The 15,146-nt window shown below is 58.3% G+C and carries 17 protein-coding genes; 2 read left to right on the top strand and 15 right to left on the bottom strand.

What is annotated here, in order from left to right; genetic code table 11:
* Positions 1 to 29 precede the first annotated feature (29 nt).
* Positions 30 to 1,460 (top strand): aspartate kinase, encoded by a 1,431-nt coding sequence (locus tag K787_RS0110675; RefSeq protein ID WP_028614839.1) that lies wholly within the window; start codon positions 30 to 32, stop codon positions 1,458 to 1,460.
* Positions 1,461 to 1,543: 83 nt separating this feature from the next.
* Here the strand turns inward: K787_RS0110675 and K787_RS0110670 are convergent, their stop codons facing one another.
* From K787_RS0110670 to zigA, 3 genes are all read right to left on the bottom strand, one after another.
* Positions 1,544 to 2,419: an alpha/beta fold hydrolase gene (locus K787_RS0110670; protein WP_022962797.1), complete on the bottom strand. Its 876-nt coding sequence runs from the start codon at positions 2,417 to 2,419 to the stop codon at positions 1,544 to 1,546.
* Positions 2,420 to 2,504: 85 nt separating this feature from the next.
* Positions 2,505 to 3,158 carry a DUF1826 domain-containing protein gene (locus K787_RS0110665; protein ID WP_022962796.1) on the bottom strand — a complete coding sequence of 218 codons (654 nt, stop codon included), beginning with the start codon at positions 3,156 to 3,158 and terminating at the stop codon, positions 2,505 to 2,507.
* Complete coding sequence (gene zigA / locus K787_RS0110660; protein WP_022962795.1) at positions 3,158 to 4,372, bottom strand: zinc metallochaperone GTPase ZigA; 1,215 nt, start codon at positions 4,370 to 4,372, stop codon at positions 3,158 to 3,160. Before zigA ends, K787_RS0110665 begins: the two co-directional genes overlap by 1 nt.
* 155 nt (positions 4,373 to 4,527) lie before the next feature.
* Here zigA and K787_RS0110655 point away from each other — a divergent pair, with 155 nt between their 5' ends.
* Complete coding sequence (locus K787_RS0110655; RefSeq protein WP_022962794.1) at positions 4,528 to 4,908, top strand: hypothetical protein; 381 nt, start codon at positions 4,528 to 4,530, stop codon at positions 4,906 to 4,908.
* Here the strand turns inward: K787_RS0110655 and K787_RS0110650 are convergent.
* The 12 genes from K787_RS0110650 to K787_RS0110595 all read right to left on the bottom strand — a co-directional run bounded on the left by K787_RS0110650 (position 4,905) and on the right by K787_RS0110595 (position 15,135).
* Entirely contained in the window at positions 4,905 to 5,618 is a 714-nt protein-coding gene (locus tag K787_RS0110650) for an SIMPL domain-containing protein (RefSeq protein WP_022962793.1), read from the bottom strand. The genes K787_RS0110655 and K787_RS0110650 overlap by 4 nt on opposite strands.
* Positions 5,619 to 5,859: 241 nt before the next feature.
* On the bottom strand, positions 5,860 to 6,999 hold the full coding sequence (gene flhB, locus K787_RS0110645) for a flagellar biosynthesis protein FlhB (RefSeq protein WP_022962792.1): 1,140 nt from the start codon (positions 6,997 to 6,999) through the stop codon (positions 5,860 to 5,862).
* On the bottom strand, positions 6,999 to 7,775 hold the full coding sequence (gene fliR / locus K787_RS0110640) for a flagellar biosynthetic protein FliR (RefSeq protein ID WP_022962791.1): 777 nt from the start codon (positions 7,773 to 7,775) through the stop codon (positions 6,999 to 7,001). The genes flhB and fliR overlap by 1 nt, the downstream gene beginning before the upstream one ends.
* The gene (gene fliQ, locus K787_RS0110635; RefSeq protein WP_022962790.1) at positions 7,775 to 8,044 is read right to left on the bottom strand and encodes a flagellar biosynthesis protein FliQ; all 270 of its coding nucleotides are present in this window, start codon (positions 8,042 to 8,044) and stop codon (positions 7,775 to 7,777) included. The genes fliR and fliQ overlap by 1 nt, the downstream gene beginning before the upstream one ends.
* A 10-nt stretch (positions 8,045 to 8,054) precedes the next feature.
* Positions 8,055 to 8,807 (bottom strand): flagellar type III secretion system pore protein FliP, encoded by a 753-nt coding sequence (gene fliP / locus K787_RS0110630; RefSeq protein ID WP_022962789.1) that lies wholly within the window; start codon positions 8,805 to 8,807, stop codon positions 8,055 to 8,057.
* Positions 8,804 to 9,235: a flagellar biosynthetic protein FliO gene (gene fliO, locus K787_RS0110625; protein ID WP_022962788.1), complete on the bottom strand. Its 432-nt coding sequence runs from the start codon at positions 9,233 to 9,235 to the stop codon at positions 8,804 to 8,806. The genes fliP and fliO overlap by 4 nt, the downstream gene beginning before the upstream one ends.
* Positions 9,235 to 9,702, bottom strand: a complete 468-nt coding sequence (gene fliN, locus K787_RS0110620) for a flagellar motor switch protein FliN (protein ID WP_022962787.1) — start codon at positions 9,700 to 9,702, stop codon at positions 9,235 to 9,237. Before fliN ends, fliO begins: the two co-directional genes overlap by 1 nt.
* Before the next feature lie 40 nt (positions 9,703 to 9,742).
* A complete protein-coding gene (gene fliM, locus K787_RS0110615) occupies positions 9,743 to 10,714 on the bottom strand; it encodes a flagellar motor switch protein FliM (protein WP_022962786.1) in 972 nt (323 codons plus the stop codon).
* A 9-nt stretch (positions 10,715 to 10,723) separates the two neighbouring features.
* On the bottom strand, positions 10,724 to 11,239 hold the full coding sequence (locus tag K787_RS0110610; protein ID WP_022962785.1) for a flagellar basal body-associated FliL family protein: 516 nt from the start codon (positions 11,237 to 11,239) through the stop codon (positions 10,724 to 10,726).
* A 392-nt stretch (positions 11,240 to 11,631) separates the two neighbouring features.
* Positions 11,632 to 12,951 carry a flagellar hook-length control protein FliK gene (locus K787_RS24305; RefSeq protein ID WP_022962784.1) on the bottom strand — a complete coding sequence of 440 codons (1,320 nt, stop codon included), beginning with the start codon at positions 12,949 to 12,951 and terminating at the stop codon, positions 11,632 to 11,634.
* A 96-nt stretch (positions 12,952 to 13,047) separates the two neighbouring features.
* Positions 13,048 to 13,386, bottom strand: coding sequence for an Hpt domain-containing protein (locus tag K787_RS0110600; RefSeq protein ID WP_022962783.1), 339 nt, complete (start codon positions 13,384 to 13,386; stop codon positions 13,048 to 13,050).
* 39 nt (positions 13,387 to 13,425) lie between these two features.
* Positions 13,426 to 15,135, bottom strand: coding sequence for a SpoIIE family protein phosphatase (locus tag K787_RS0110595; protein ID WP_022962782.1), 1,710 nt, complete (start codon positions 15,133 to 15,135; stop codon positions 13,426 to 13,428).
* Positions 15,136 to 15,146 lie beyond the last annotated feature (11 nt).

The following is a 15,146-nucleotide window of genomic DNA, read 5'->3' as shown; positions in this document are numbered from 1 at the left end:
ACATTCACCAACGACAGACACCTGAGATTATGCATACCGTAGAAAAGATTGGCGGCACCTCGATGAGCCGCTTCGATGAAGTACTCGACACCCTGTTTATCGGCCAGCGCAAGCAGACCGAACTCTATAACCGTGTATTCGTGGTCTCCGCCTATGGCGGCATGACCAATATGCTGCTCGAACACAAAAAGTCCGGTGACCCCGGTGTGTACGAGCGTTTTGCCGATGCGCAAAACGAAGACGCCTGGCTGGATGCGCTGGATGCGGTACTGGACGCCATGCGCGGCAAAAACGCCGAGCTGTTCAGCGGCGAGTATGAGCGTCAGGCCGCAGACCGCTTTATCGAAGGACGTTTCAGTGACGTACGCGACTGCATGCTCAGCCTCCAGCAACTGTGCACCTATGGCCATTTTCAGCTGACCGAACACCTGATGAAGGTGCGCGAAATGCTCGCCTCCCTGGGTGAAGCGCATAGCGCCTTCAATACCGTATTAGCGCTGAAGAAGCATGGCGCCAATGCCCGCCTGGTGGATTTGACCGGCTGGAATCAGCCCGCACCCAAAACCTTCCAGGACATGATCAAAGACAGCTTCGACGGCATCGACCTGAGCAAGGAGTTGGTGGTTGCCACTGGATACACGCATTGCAGCGAAGGCTTGATGAATACCTTCGATCGCGGCTACAGCGAAATTACCTTCGCCCAAATCGCCGCGACCACCAGTGCCCGGGAAGCGATCATCCACAAGGAATACCACCTCTCCAGTGCTGATCCGAATCTGGTCGGTCTGGATAACGTGGTAACCATCGGCCGCACCAACTATGACGTGGCCGACCAGCTGTCCAACCTGGGGATGGAAGCCATTCACCCCAAGGCCGCACGGACTTTGCGCCGCGCTGGCATTCAGCTGCGCATCAAGAATGCCTTCGAGCCGGACCACGCCGGCACCCTGATCAGCCAGGATTACTGCAGCGAAAAGCCCTGTGTAGAGATCATCGCCGGTCGCAAGGACGTATTTGGTCTGGAAGTCTTCGACCAGGAAATGCTCGGCGATGTGGGCTACGACATCGAGATCACCAAGCTGCTCAAACAGCTCAAGCTGTATGTGGTGAACAAGGATTCCGACGCCAACAGCATCACCTACTATGCCTCGGGCTCGCGCAAGATGATCAACCGCGCGGCACGGCTGATCGAGGAAAAGTACCCGATGGCTGAGGTGCATGTGCACAACATCGCCATCGTCTCGGCGATCGGCTCGGACCTCAAGGTCAAGGGCATTCTGGCCAAGACCGTTGCGGCCCTGGCCAGTGCCGACATCAGCATCCAGGCCATCCACCAGTCGATTCGTCAGGTGGAGATGCAGTGCATTATCAAGGAAGAAGATTACGACGCTGCAGTGGCGGCCCTGCACCAGGCGCTGATTGAGCCGGAAAATCACGGCGACGTGATTGCCGCTGCCTGAGCGGATGACCCTGGGATTACTAGGTAGGTAGTCAAAAAAGCAGGCGCGCCTTCAACGACCGCCTGCTTTTTTGTTGTCCGGCTCTAACCGCCGAGTAAAAAACCACGAACCAAAGCGGCACTGCGCGCCGAGTCTTCCTGCATAAAACAGTGTCCGCCGGGCGTGGAGGTCGTGCTGACCTGCGGATTAATCGCCGCCAGGCGCTGGGTCGACTGCCGTACAAAGGGATAGGTCTTGTCGCCGTGAACAAGCAAGGTCGGCATCCTGATGCGCTTGAGCGCAGGCCACAGGCGCCTGGGCATGGTCTCGAACACCTCTGCCTCACGACTGGGCCGGCATTTGAGTTCAACCCCATGCTCATGGTGATCCTTCAGCGCATGATCGATATGCGCGCGGAACGCCGGCTCCTCCCAACCACGAAATATGCCGCGATTATGCAGTGCGCCAAAGGCGGTTTCCCGATCAGGCCAATGATGCCGCCGCGCCTTGGCACCTTCGGCCATCGGATTACGGCGCACGCCGAGCAGACTCAAGCTGGTGCGCAACTGAATCAGGCTCAGCGGAAACAGCACCGGATCAAGCAATACCGCACGTTCGAACAGGCCCGGATGGGCCGCCAGAATCAGGCTGGTCAGCACACCGCCAAAACTGTGGCCGCAGGCAAATCGGGGCACGTCCGCAAAGCGCTGACGGCCTGCCTCGAAGGCTTCCACAGCCAGTTCGGCGTTGCGATTCCAACCAAGAAAAGGGCCACCGTGATCACTCTCGCCGTGGCCTTGCAGATCACACAACCAGAGATCGAAATGCTCCGCCAGTAACGCCAGCAGCGGCTCATAGGTGCGCGTGCAGAACCCATTGCCATGCAGGAAGTGCAGCAGCGGCTTGCCCGAGACGGGCGTGTGCCAACCGCGCATGACGAATCCTGCGGTCGTGGTATGGTGCCAGGGTAGCAACTGCATGTAAGGCTACTCGATCGAATAAAGCCGACATTCTAGAGTGCTACCGCTCCTCTGTCAGCGGGAAACTGCGCTCTCAATGATCCGCTCAGTCGAGCCAGTCCAGGGTCAGCAACAGTCGCCGCTGCCCAGCCGGAAGGCCCGGCGAGCGGTGTACCAGGCCGCGGCCTTCGTTGCCTTGCCAACGTTCGCCCTTGAGCAGCGCCACCTCCGCGCAAGCCAGCGCATGCGCTGCATCATCCTTCATATAGGGGTCAACAGCCGGGCCGCCCAGTTGCTGACGCGGCGAGTCCTGCTCTGACAACCACTCCGATCCTGGACCGGCGTAGCTGGTAACCAGCCTTACCGGCACCTTGTCGACATGCCAGCGGGGGCACATGGCCTTATCCAGCGTGCGCAATCGCACACCCACCGTGCGCGCATCCAGCAGACATGCAAACAGGCTAACAAGGTAAGCAATATCTGCGATAAATTGGGCGTATCCGGGCACCCCGGCTACCAGCTGAGCAAAACCCGGCAGCTTGACCTTATCGGCTGCTTGCGGATCCTCCTGCGTCCATGTATAGATCTCAGCCAGTACGCTGCCGGACGCCAGCACAGCCTGAGCGAAATGCAGCACTGCAGGATCCAGCTGGCGTTGCCAGACCGCCAGGTTCACCTCATCGCGCAGAATATCGAGCAAGGTCTCGACCTCTGTCCCTGCTACCTGGCAGGGCGTTGCGGGCATAGCACGAGCCAACATCAGGCCGCCTCCTCCGTCCAGGGGCCGAAAGGATCAGGCAGTGCTTGCCAAGCCTCTGCGCCGCCTAGCATTTCCGCGTCAGTCAAAAGACAGGCATCCAATTCCCGCGCCAGCCTGGCAAAATCAATATGCTGGCCGATAAATACCAGCTCCTGCCGGCAGTCACCGGTCTGCGGATCCCAGTTAGCCATGATCGCCTCCAACCCCTCACCTTCGCCTGGCCAATGCGCTTTTGGCACTGAGCGCCACCAGCGACCGGCATAGCTGTAGCGCATCAAACCGCCCGCTTGCGACCAGCTACCAGCCTCCAGCGGCCTCGTGGCCAGCCAGAAGAAGCCTTTGGAGCGCAGCAGCCGGCCATTCTCCCAGGTACGGTTAAGGAAACTGAAAAAGCGCTGCGGATGAAAAGGTCTGCGCGCCTGATAGGTATCTGCGGCAATACCGTACTCCTCGGTTTCCGGCACATGCTCACCACGCATTTCTTTCAACCAGCCTGGGGCCATGGAGGCCTTTTCGAAGCTGAAACGGCCGGTGTTGAGCAGCTTCTCCAGTGGCACCTGACCCATGACCATCGGGATCACTTCCGCCTCAGCGTTCAAGCCACGCAAGATCGCCATCAATTCCTCACGCTGATCAGTCGAGATCAGGTCCATCTTGCTGACCAGCAGTACGTCAGCAAACTCGACCTGCTCAATCAATAGATCGGTGATCGAGCGCTCATCTTCATCACCCAGCGTTTCGCCCCGACTGGCCAGGCTCTCGGCAGCCTGAAAATCGATCAGAAAATTCACCCCATCCACCACGGTGACCATCGTATCCAGGCGCGCCAAGTCTGACAGGCTGCGCCCTTGCTCATCGCGGAAGGTGAAGGTTTCCGCTACGGGCATCGGCTCGGAGATTCCGGTGGATTCGATCAACAGGTAGTCAAAACGGCCTTCCTCAGCCAATCGGGCTACTTCCTCCAACAGATCCTCCCGCAGGGTGCAGCAAATACAGCCGTTACTCATTTCCACCAACCGCTCCTCAGCGCGATTGAGCGTGACATCGCGCTGCACCTCGCTGGCGTCAATATTGATCTCGCTCATGTCATTGACGATCACCGCTACGCGGAGATTGTCGCGGTTACGCAATATCTGGTTGAGGAGGGTACTCTTGCCGGCGCCGAGGAATCCGGACAGAACAGTGACAGGTAGCAGTGCAGCAGCAGATGACATAGGGGCTCCTGGTGGAGAGGATGTGGGCAATAATCACGGGAAACGTTATCGTAGCTTTATTGTTATAACATAACAATAAAATAGATAAGGAGAATGTGATGCTGCATCATTGCAACTGCTAAAATAGTTGCTCCACTTCGCCACCATGGTCGACTATGAATCCAGATCTCGGCACCGTTTACCAGCAGTCATCCGCAGCAGACAGCGCGGTCGAATTTCTGCAGATACGCTTCAGCGATATCGATTTTGTCAGCAACGAGCTGTGCACCACCCTGTTTGAGGTGCCGTGGGGCGAGGATCAGCAGTTGCATGCCCTGTCCCTGGATTTTGATCAGGATATGCTGTTGCAAATTCTTGCGCGCCTGGAGCCTGACGCGCAGCAGCAATTCGTCGCCCAAGTGAACGGCCAGCAGCCACCCTTCCACGTCAGCCTGCCGGAGGCCGTGCTGGTCGATCGCGTGATCTGTGTGCTGGGTGAGGCGCAGGAAGTCGAGGGTGAGGTATTCACCCCCTTTGTCATTCAAACCATAGATTAACGCAGGATATAGTCCACGCTGGTGACCACGCGCACGCGCTTGATCTCTGGCGTAAAGGCGTCGACATCCTCAATCGAGAAGTAGCCCTGCGAAGCCCGGCGAATACTCCCGACCTCAGCTTGCGCGTCCCGGGCGAACTGGTCGGCGGCCGCACGCGCATCGCGGGTAGCGTGGGCTATCATCTCCGGCTTGATCGATTCCAACTGAGTAAAGATAAAGCGCGGTTGGAACTCATAGCTCTGGGTTAGCGCAACGCCAGACTTGACCAATTCACCGACCATCTGCATACCCGTTTTAACCCGCTCCACGTCTTCGGTACGAACCAGCACAGTGACTTCTGCCCGGTAGCGCTCAGGAGGTAAGGTCTGACCGTAGACATTCGCATGCTGGTCGGTGATCTTGGGCATCGATAGCTGGATATCCTCTTCAACAAACCCTTTGAGCAGCAGGAAGGAACGAATCAGGCTCTGCTGCGCTTCAATATCGGTTTGTAGTTGGTCGAGCGAGTTACCTGCGACCGAGAAATTGATCGGCCACAGCGCCAGATCCGCCTCGACTGTACGCTCTGCCAAGCCCTTTACGCTGACCACCCGATCCGCATCACGAAACTGCAATAGCCCGGCCTTGATACTGATCGCCATAAAAGCCAGAGATAATGCAATCAGCGCTGCGGCGATGATCGACAAACCGGAAAACCGTGAACTGCGCATATCGCTGCTCCTGAAGCAGGAAGAAAGAACCCTAATGTAGCTTATTTTTCATCGCCGTGGCGAACCTGCAAAGGCCGTTGACGCCAGTGTCGACGGGCTGATTCTGCTGTGTGCCGGCCAGGGCGTGAGCAGCATCGGCGCCATCCCGTCGAGCACCAAGATGGTTACCAATTGAAGCGTGACTATCTGGCCGTCAAGGCTCGCCTATGCGGCCAACAAGGCCAGGCGCGAAGACAAGCGCTTACTCATCCTTGCGCAAATCCTCTGGAATATCAGGTTTGGGCATGGGCCCAGGGCGCTTGCCCTGCCCTGCCCGGTACTGACGCAGCTGGAACACGTAGGCCAGTACCTGCGCCACCGCCAGATACAGCCCCGCGGGGATCTGTTGATCCAACTCGGTGCTGTAGAACACCGCCCGCGCCAGAGGAGGCGACTCCAGCACGATGATATCGTGCTCGGCCGCCACTTCCCGGATGCGCAGTGCGGTAAAATCAGCCCCTTTGGCGATAACAATCGGCGCACCCGATTTGATCGGATCGTACTTCAACGCCACCGCAAAATGCGTCGGGTTGGTGATGACTACATCGGCCTTGGGCACTTCACCCATCATGCGCCGCTCGGCCATCTCGCGCTGCAATTGCCGAATGCGAGATTTGACCTCGGGCTTGCCCTCGGAGTCCTTGTATTCGTCCTTGACCTCCTGCTTGGTCATTTTCATTTTTTGCTTGTTATCCCAGAGCTGAAACGGGATATCCACCGCAGCGATAAGGATCAGTGAGCAGGCCAGGATCAGCAATGCTGTGCCAATAATCTTGCCACTGTGCGCAATCGCATCCGGCAGCGGCTGCCGGTCCAGGGTGAGCATTTGATCCTGGAACAGATTGAGCACGGTCAGTGCCGTGACCAACACCACTAGAAATTTCGCCAGCGCTTTGAGCAGTTCCACCAGCGCCTTGACGGAAAACATGCGCTTGAGCCCGGCAAACGGATTCATCCGCGAGAACTTGGGCGCCATCGACTTGGCACTGAGCAACCAGCCTCCGAGCAAAATCGGTCCGACCAAGGCAGCGATCAACAGCATGAAAAACAGTGGCCCGATCACGTCCAGGCCAATACCCACCGAGGCCAATAACTGCAAGCCCATGGTATCGGTTGAATACAGTGCTTCACGCTCAATACTGAAGTTGAAGCGCATCAGATCAAGCAGACGCTGGCCCATTTCCGGCCCGAGCATGATCAAACCGGCTGCGGAGACCATCACCACCGCCAGCGTATTGAGCTCCTTGGAGCGCGCAATCTGGCCCTTGTCACGGGATTCCTTGAGGCGTTTCTCCGTGGGGTCTTCGCTTTTGTCCTGACCGCTATCCGATTGTTCTGCCATCAGTTAGCCCGCACCAGGCCGCGAAGCCAGATCAGCGTTTCGGTGGTCACCACTTGATACTGCTCGGCCACGCTGCCCAACAATACCCAGATGATAAAAAGACCAAACACCAGTGTCAGTGGAAAACCGATGGAGAAAATATTCAGCTGCGGCGCCGCGCGCATCATCACCCCGAACGACAGGTTAACGATCAGCAGCGCGGTGATGGCTGGCAGACCAACCAGCAGCGCTGCCGACATAACCCAGGAGAAGCGCAGCACCAGCGCCATAAAATCACCGGCCTGCAAGGTCTCCCCGATAGGTAGCGTGGTGAAACTTTCGACCATCACTTCGATCACCACCAGATGCCCATTCATGGCCAGGAATAGCAAGGTGACCAGCATGGTAAAGACCTGAGCGACCACGGCCACCGAGATACCCATGCTCGGATCGTTCATCGAAGCAAAACCCAGGCCCATCTGCATCGCCACTATCTGCCCCGCCAACACGTGAATCTGAAACAACAGTTGCAAGGCAAAGCCCATCGCCACGCCAATCAGAATCTGCTCGGCAATCATTAACCAAGTACCCAGTGACAGGGCGTCAATCATCGGAGCGGGCGGAATATGCGGGGCAATAACGGCAGTAATCGCCATGGCCAAAAACAAGCGGATGCGCACTGGCACCAGTTGCGTGCCGATCACCGGCATGGTCATCATTACACTTCCAATACGAAACAGCACCCAGAGGTAGCTCATGACCCATTGGGTGATGGCCGCGCTGGACAGCTCAATCATCAGCCTATCAGTCCGGGGATATTCCGGTAGAGCCGATCAGTGAACTCGATCAGTTGGCTAACCAGCCAGGGACCCAGCCAGATCAGGGTCATAAAGGTAAACAGCAGGCGCGGCAGGAAGCTCAGGGTCTGCTCGTTGATCTGCGTGGCGGCCTGGAACATGGCGACGATCAAACCCACCATCAAGCTCGGCAATACGATCACCGCGACCATCGTCGTGGTCAGCCACAGCGCCTGGCGAAACAGGTCTACCGCTACTTCAGGTGTCATCGACAGGCTCCTATGTCAGCGCAAAGCTGGCTGCCAAAGTGCCTATGATCAGCGCCCAGCCGTCCACCAGCACAAACAGCATGATCTTGAACGGCAGCGAAATGATCAACGGCGACAGCATCATCATACCCATAGCCATCAGCACACTGGCCACCACCAGATCGATCACCAGAAATGGGATGAAAATCATGAAACCGATCTGAAAAGCGGTTTTTAACTCGGAGGTAACAAACGCCGGTACCAGAATATGAAAGGGCACGTCATCCGGGCTGGCCAGATCGTCGCGCCGTGCCAGGCGCACGAACAGCTCCAGATCGGTTTCCCGGGTTTGCGCCAGCATAAAGCCTCTAAGCGGAATGCTCGCAGCATCTACGGCTTGCTGGGGCGTCAGTTCCTCGGCCAAATAAGGCTGCAGCGCCGTCTCATTGATCCGCTCGAACACCGGCGCCATAACAAACAAGGTCAGAAATAACGCCAGCCCCACCAGAATCTGGCTGGACGGTGTCTGCTGCAAGCCCAATGCCTGACGCAGAATCGAGAACACGATAATGATCCGGGTGAAGCTGGTCATCATCATCACGAACGCCGGTATAAAGGTCAGCGCCGACATCAACAACAGAATCTGCAAGCTGACCGAGTAGGTCTGCTCGCCTTCCTGGTCGGTGCTCAGCGTGATGGCCGGCATACTTAACGGGTCAGCCGCCGTTTGCGCCAGCACTGAAGGCGCCAGCAACATGAGGCCTAATAACAACCAGCGGATCATGCTTTCGGCTCCCGCTTCAGCAGGCCGCGCAGCGTGCGGGCGAAATCAGCAGGCATTGCGCCGCTGGCGGCAACCTCGGCCACCGGCTCCTCAAACACATGCAAGGTATTGATACGCCCCGGTGATGCGCCCAGCAACAACTGTTTGCCACCCACGTCAATCAATAACAGCCGGTCGCGCGGGCCCAGCGGGAGACTGCTGACCAGGCGGATATGCTGCCCGCCCTGGGGCGCCAGTGGCCCCACACGGCGCATCAGGTAGCCCATCAGAAAGATCAGCCCGACCACCAGCAACAAGCCGCCGCCCAACTGCACCAGTTGCCCCATCAGCGACACTTGACTGGCGGCCGGCGCCGAGCTGGCCTGCGCCCACACCACAGTCGAAGGCAACGCGGTAAAGATAAAGGGAATGATCGCCGCCGCTTTCATCAACGCAGTTTCTTGATTCGTTCGGAAGGGCTGATCACATCGGTCAGGCGAATACCAAACTTCTCGTTGACCACCACCACTTCCCCATGCGCAATCAAGGTACCGTTGACCTTTACATCCAGCGGCTCACCGGCAAGCCGGTCCAGCTCCACTACCGAGCCCTGGTTCAATTGCAGCAGATTACGGATGGTAATGTCGGTATTGCCAACTTCCATGGAAATGGTTACCGGGATGTCCAGAATCACATCCAGGTTCGGGCTATCGGTACCGTCGAACTGGTCGCCGCCACTGGCGGACGGTGCGTTGAACTCTTCCATCGGCATGCGTGGCGAGCTATTGGCGGTGGCCAGCATTGCATCGATATCGTCCTGATCCGCATCACCCGCCTCATCCAAGGCCGCAGCCCACTCATCTGCTAGCGCCTGCTCCTCGGGGGTGACTTCGTCGGACTTGTTGTCATCAGCCATCTTGCTCTTCCTCTACACGAATAAAGCGGTCCACCGGGCCCTAGCGAGGGCGCACGATCGGTCCCAGAATTTGTAATGCCAGATTACCCTTAACCGAGCCCAGCTTGGCCTTGAACGTCGGCACACCGTTGGCACAGAGCACCATATGCTCAGGCAGCTCCACCGGAATCACATCGCCCGGCTGCATGCTCAACAGATCCCGGAGCTTGAGCTGACGACGTACCACCGTGGCACTCAGCGGCACCTTGGCAGCGGTAATCTCTTCACGCAGGGCCTTGACCCAGCGTTCGTCATGTTCGTCCACGTCCGATTGCACACCCGAGTCCAGCACCTCTCTGAGCGGTTCGATCATCGAATACGGAAAGGTGATATGCATATCCCCGCCGCCGCCATCAAGCTCGATATGAAAGGTCGATACCACCACCACTTCACTCGGGCTGACGATGTTCGCCAGAGCCGGATTGACTTCGGAATTCACATACTCGAAGTTCACTTCCTGCACCGCCTGCCAGGCTTCTTTCAAATCCAGAAAGGCTTGATCCAGGACCATACGCACCACACGCAGCTCGGTCGGAGTGAATTCACGCCCCTCGATCTTGGCATGCCGGCCATCGCCACCAAAAAAGTTATCAACCAGCTTGAACACCAAGCGCGCATCCAAAATAAACAACGCCGTGCCGCGCAGCGGCTTCATCTTCACCAGATTAAGGCTGGTGGGCACGTACAGTGAGTGCACATACTCACCGAACTTCATTACCTGCACACCGCCCACCGCCACATCGGCTGAACGGCGCAGCAGGTTGAAGATGCTAATACGGGTATAGCGGGCGAAACGCTCATTGATCATCTCCAGGGTCGGCATGCGACCCCGGACAATACGGTCCTGACTGGTCAGATCATAATGCTTGACTGAGCCTGGCGTGGAATCGATTTCGGTCTCAACTGCCCCGTCATCGACCCCGTGTAACAAGGCATCGATTTCGTCCTGTGAGAGCAGATCCTGAACGGCCATGGAGGCTTCCTATTGCAAAACTATATTGGTGAACAGCACCGACTCGATAACCGGATTGCCGAGTTCCCGCTCCAGCAGAGCCTTGACGGCTAACGTGGCCCGTTCACGCAGTGCTTCCTTGCCCTCGGGCGAGAACAGCGTCTGGAATTCCTCGCTGCTAAACAACAGCACCAACTCGTTGCGCAGCAGCGGCATATGGCTAGCCACGCCGGCCATACCCTCAGCATCACGCCCCATCAATACCACATTGACCTGCATATAGCGTTTGCGCCCCTCATGGGTGTAATTCACCACGAAGGCCGGGTCCAGTGGCTGGTATAGGGCAGTAGCCCGGAGCGGTTGCGCCGCCTCGGCGCTATCGGCCACCTCATCGTCGCCGCCCATCAACATATAGGACACGCCACCGGCTGACAGCAATACCGCCAACAAACCGACTCCAACGAGTATCAGCAGCTTTTTCTTGCTCTTGACCGGGGTCTCTGCGGCGTCTGTTGCCGGCTGTTCTTCTCGTGCTTGTTTTGCCATGACAAAATTCCGTCATCAAAACAGGAAAATCCTGCTTTTTGGGGTCTTGGGGTAAAAGCTCTGCATCGTCCATGCCAACTCGTCGATGCGTGCTTGGGCCTGGGTGCCAGATCACTGTACAGGGTTCACTGGACGGCGGTTACTGAACAGCGTCGCTGAACAAGGGTCACCGGATAAAGGCCAAGGATAAAGCCAAGCGCCGCAAAAGTCTTGGCGCGGCGGAAAAAGACTTACGGCCCTAGGGTTGTGATTGAGGCGCACGTTTGGTTTGCAGGGCAAGCCACCAGGCCGGTTTGATCGGGCCCGCGCAATAGCGGCTGGTGGCTCGGCGCAGACCACAGCTTACAGGCTAGCGCCTTGCAAGGTGCGGCAGGTAAAGAAACCACGGAGTATCAGGCGTAGTAATCAATCAACCTGTTGGACATCGCCTGGCTGGCTGCCTCGGCAGCCATCGACATACCTGCCTCATCTGCTCCCTGCGTAACAGCCCCGGCAGCCACTGCCTCGCCCCGGCCCGCAGAGCGACCGTCACTTTCCTGTCGGGCTTGCTGACCCACTGCCGAATCGCCAACGGAGACATTCACCAGATCCAGACCTTGCTGCGAAAATGACTCACGCAGACGGAACATCTGCGCTTCCAACGCTTCACGCACGGAGGGGTTCTGGCTGACAAACTGCACCTGGTGTTCCTGCCCGCGGGTCTGGATGTGAATTTCCAGCGGCCCCAACTCGGCCGGGTCCAAGCGGATTTCCACACTGCGTAGATTTTGGCTCGACATCCACTGCATCTTGTCGATCAGCGCATCACCCCAACCAGTCTGACCAAAGGGCACCCCCAGCGTCTGGCTCGTTGCCAATACCGGGCGCGCTGCCAGGGCTCCCTGCGCGGCTGCCTGCCCCGGTGTACCTGGCCGTTGCAGCGCCTCTAGGGATTCTGGCTCGGCGCTGGCGCGCTTGCCTGTGAGCGATTCGAGTGCATCGGTCAGTTTGGCGGTAAAGGCCGCCCGGGTATCAGCACCGGCCATCGACGGATCCTGCGGCCGCTGTAGTTGCGCTTCGAGCGCACTGGTGCGCTCGGCCCTGGAGGATCCGCTGCCGGCCTCCTGGCGCAGCTCCCGCTCCAGCTGCGACAGCTGCAGTTGATCGGCCGTCAGGTTACCCTGGGCTGCGGTAGCCGTAGCACCCTGCAGGCCGGCCACCGCTGCACCGCGCGTATCCGAGAAACCGGATAGCTGAGCTTGCTGCGCCTGAAGCGCGATAAGATCGCTATCCACGTCGACTTCGGCTTCAATTGTCGCATCGGCCGGCTGCTGATTAAGCGTCAGCCGTGCCTGGGTCAGCCATTGCGCCCAATCCTCGGCCAAGGTCTTGAGTAACGCCGGATCAGTCTCGGCAGCCACCGCGTGCTCGCCGTCCTCTGCACTCAGCTCGGCCAGCTGTTCAAGCCAGCCCTGCATGCTCTCCGGCAAATCCTTGCCGTCGGCGGCAAACTGTATCTGCTGCAATGCCGCCAGTTCGCCGTCACCCTCGGCCTCACCGAGCAGCGTCAACAACGCATCAAGCTGCTCTGACTGCTGCCCGGACAGCACTTCAGAAAAAGAGCCCAGGCCTTCGCCGTCGCCCGCTTGCACGGGCTCCATGAACGTGGGCTGCGTGCCACCCGGGCGGGGAACGCTGGAAAAAAGCGCCAGCATGTTCTGACTGACTGACATCGTGGATGTCTCCATGGCTACGGAGTTGGACTGCAATACCTAGTCCTTTGCAAACACCGGGCCATTTATACTCAGCATGTATAGAAGCGAAAACTATCAGTGCTGCAGATGCAATTGCACACGCTGGTACAAGCGCCTGATCTCCAGATAGCACTGCCCGGCAGCCTCGGCGTCGGCCAGCAGCCCGGCTTGTTCCGCGCGCTCACAGGCCTGTTCCAGCGTCTGCGCGCCCATATTGCCGCAACTGCCTTTGAAGCTGTGCGCGGCCTGCCTGAAGGCATTCCATTGCTGGTGCTCCAGAGCATCCGCAAGAGCCGCCAGGCGCTTTTGTGCATCCTGAATGAAAGTATCGATGAGTAACGGGTAATCTTCCTGCATCAATTCACGCAGATTAGACTGAACGGCAGGGTCAAGGTCCTTGGGTAAATCAGACATGCAATACGGGTCTCCTCCTGGTCGCCATAACTTGGCCGGCTAAGCCGGTCTGCCCGCAGTATGCCCAAGGCGCCAGGCAAAGACCACTCGCACCCGGTTGCCTGCGGCATTGAATTCCAGCTCATCAGCCAAGGCTTTAACCAACGCCAAACCTCTCCCGGAATAGCCTTCAGCGCTGCCGCTGTGGTTTTCAGCATCGGCCTCAGGTGCGGCAAAAAGCGCCGAAGGTCCACCCTGCATCGCTCTAAACCCGGGGCCACTGTCCTCCACTTCTATTGTCAGCACCCCGCCGGACGGGTTCGGTCGATGATCCAGAGCAACCCTGATCCAGGCGTCCTGCAACGCCGCCAAGCCTTCGTTGCGCGCCTGGTAATAGCGCGTGAAGCCTAGATAGTTGCATTTGAGTGCCGAATCCAACTGCAGCAGGCCGTGCTCCAGCGCATTGCTGTACAGCTCGCTGAGAATGGTAAAGAGGCTGCCACCATGCTCACGCAAGCCGGGCACCTCCATCAACACCTTGAGCAGAAAAGGTAAGGGGTTGTGCTCGCGAATCGAGGCCGCGCGGAAGGTATAAGCCAGGTGCCAGTCCTGCGCCTCCAACTGCCTCACGTCCGGCTGAAAGAGCATCGCCTGGGGTACGCTGAGGGCCACGCTGGGGGCCTGCATAACCACTTCCAGCAGGCTGATATCGTCTTCAGGGCTGCCATGGAATGCTTCCAGCGCTTGCAGCAACCCATCGAAAACCGCCCCCGGCTGCCCCGCGTAACTTTCCACCAAGGCCAGCACACGCGGCTCACCAAATTGTTCGCCCTGTAGATTACGGCTCTCGATAACGCCGTCGGTCCAGCACAGCAAGCGCTCGCCCGTCGCCAACGGCAGCACTACCGGGGTCGGATCGAAGCGCTCCGAGCGCGCCACCGCCAACGGCAGATGCGTTGAGGCCACCCGGTGCAGGATTTCACCTGCGCTACCCAACACCAGCACCTCTGGCAGCCCGCCGTTCCAGATTTCAACCAGCCCCTTATCCGGGTTGACCTCAATCAGCACCGCGCAGCAGAAGATGCCGACCGGCAAAATGCGGCTAAGCTTGCTGTTGAGTTCAACCAGAATGTCGCGCAGATTGAACCCGCGCGCCGTCATCGAATAGAACACCTCGGCCAGCGGCATCGCGCCAATAGCCGCAGACAGACCATGCCCGGTGAAGTCCCCCAGGAGGATATGCATGCCCCCCGAGGGTTTGTAAGCCGCCAGCAGAATATCGCCATTGAACATCGCATAGGCCGATTGCGAGTAACGCAGATTCTCGGCAGCCAGGCTGCCGGCATGGGCAACGCGATCGAAAATGATCTTGGCCAGTTGCTGCTCCTGCAACAGCCGTTGGTGCTGCTGGGAAATCAGGTCACGTTGCTGCTGCAACGTCTGATGCATGTCCTGCATGCGATTGAAGGCGAGAATCTTGGCTTGCAAGATCACGGGATTGTACGGCTTGGTCAGAAAGTCATCGCCACCCGCTTCCAGGCACTGCACCAGTGCTCCGGTTTCGGTCAGGCTGGTCAAGAAGATAATCGGCACCAGATCTTCGCCGGACGCCTGTTTGATCTGTCGGGCCGCTTCAAAGCCGTCCATCACCGGCATCAGCGCATCCAGCAGCACCAGGTCAGGACGCTGGGAAATAAAGCGTTCGACCGCCTCCAGGCCGTTTTCCGCACTGATGACCTCATGCCCCAACTGGCTTACTAGAGTAAGCATCCGGTAAGTAC

The organism is Halopseudomonas pelagia CL-AP6, assembly GCF_000410875.1.
GTDB classification, from domain to species: Bacteria; Pseudomonadota; Gammaproteobacteria; order Pseudomonadales; family Pseudomonadaceae; genus Halopseudomonas; species Halopseudomonas pelagia.
This window is presented reverse-complemented; position numbering and strand designations above follow the sequence as displayed.

Coding starts and splice junctions, on each gene's coding strand:
- K787_RS0110675 (WP_028614839.1), top strand. CDS start 30: ATGCATACCGTAGAAAAGATTGGCGGCACCTCGATGAGCCGCTTCGAT.
- K787_RS0110670 (WP_022962797.1), bottom strand. CDS start 2,419: ATGCAGTTGCTACCCTGGCACCATACCACGACCGCAGGATTCGTCATG.
- K787_RS0110665 (WP_022962796.1), bottom strand. CDS start 3,158: ATGTTGGCTCGTGCTATGCCCGCAACGCCCTGCCAGGTAGCAGGGACA.
- zigA (WP_022962795.1), bottom strand. CDS start 4,372: ATGTCATCTGCTGCTGCACTGCTACCTGTCACTGTTCTGTCCGGATTC.
- K787_RS0110655 (WP_022962794.1), top strand. CDS start 4,528: ATGAATCCAGATCTCGGCACCGTTTACCAGCAGTCATCCGCAGCAGAC.
- K787_RS0110650 (WP_022962793.1), bottom strand. CDS start 5,618: ATGCGCAGTTCACGGTTTTCCGGTTTGTCGATCATCGCCGCAGCGCTG.
- flhB (WP_022962792.1), bottom strand. CDS start 6,999: ATGGCAGAACAATCGGATAGCGGTCAGGACAAAAGCGAAGACCCCACG.
- fliR (WP_022962791.1), bottom strand. CDS start 7,775: ATGATTGAGCTGTCCAGCGCGGCCATCACCCAATGGGTCATGAGCTAC.
- fliQ (WP_022962790.1), bottom strand. CDS start 8,044: ATGACACCTGAAGTAGCGGTAGACCTGTTTCGCCAGGCGCTGTGGCTG.
- fliP (WP_022962789.1), bottom strand. CDS start 8,807: ATGATCCGCTGGTTGTTATTAGGCCTCATGTTGCTGGCGCCTTCAGTG.
- fliO (WP_022962788.1), bottom strand. CDS start 9,235: ATGAAAGCGGCGGCGATCATTCCCTTTATCTTTACCGCGTTGCCTTCG.
- fliN (WP_022962787.1), bottom strand. CDS start 9,702: ATGGCTGATGACAACAAGTCCGACGAAGTCACCCCCGAGGAGCAGGCG.
- fliM (WP_022962786.1), bottom strand. CDS start 10,714: ATGGCCGTTCAGGATCTGCTCTCACAGGACGAAATCGATGCCTTGTTA.
- K787_RS0110610 (WP_022962785.1), bottom strand. CDS start 11,239: ATGGCAAAACAAGCACGAGAAGAACAGCCGGCAACAGACGCCGCAGAG.
- K787_RS24305 (WP_022962784.1), bottom strand. CDS start 12,951: ATGTCAGTCAGTCAGAACATGCTGGCGCTTTTTTCCAGCGTTCCCCGC.
- K787_RS0110600 (WP_022962783.1), bottom strand. CDS start 13,386: ATGTCTGATTTACCCAAGGACCTTGACCCTGCCGTTCAGTCTAATCTG.
- K787_RS0110595 (WP_022962782.1), bottom strand. CDS start 15,135: ATGCTTACTCTAGTAAGCCAGTTGGGGCATGAGGTCATCAGTGCGGAA.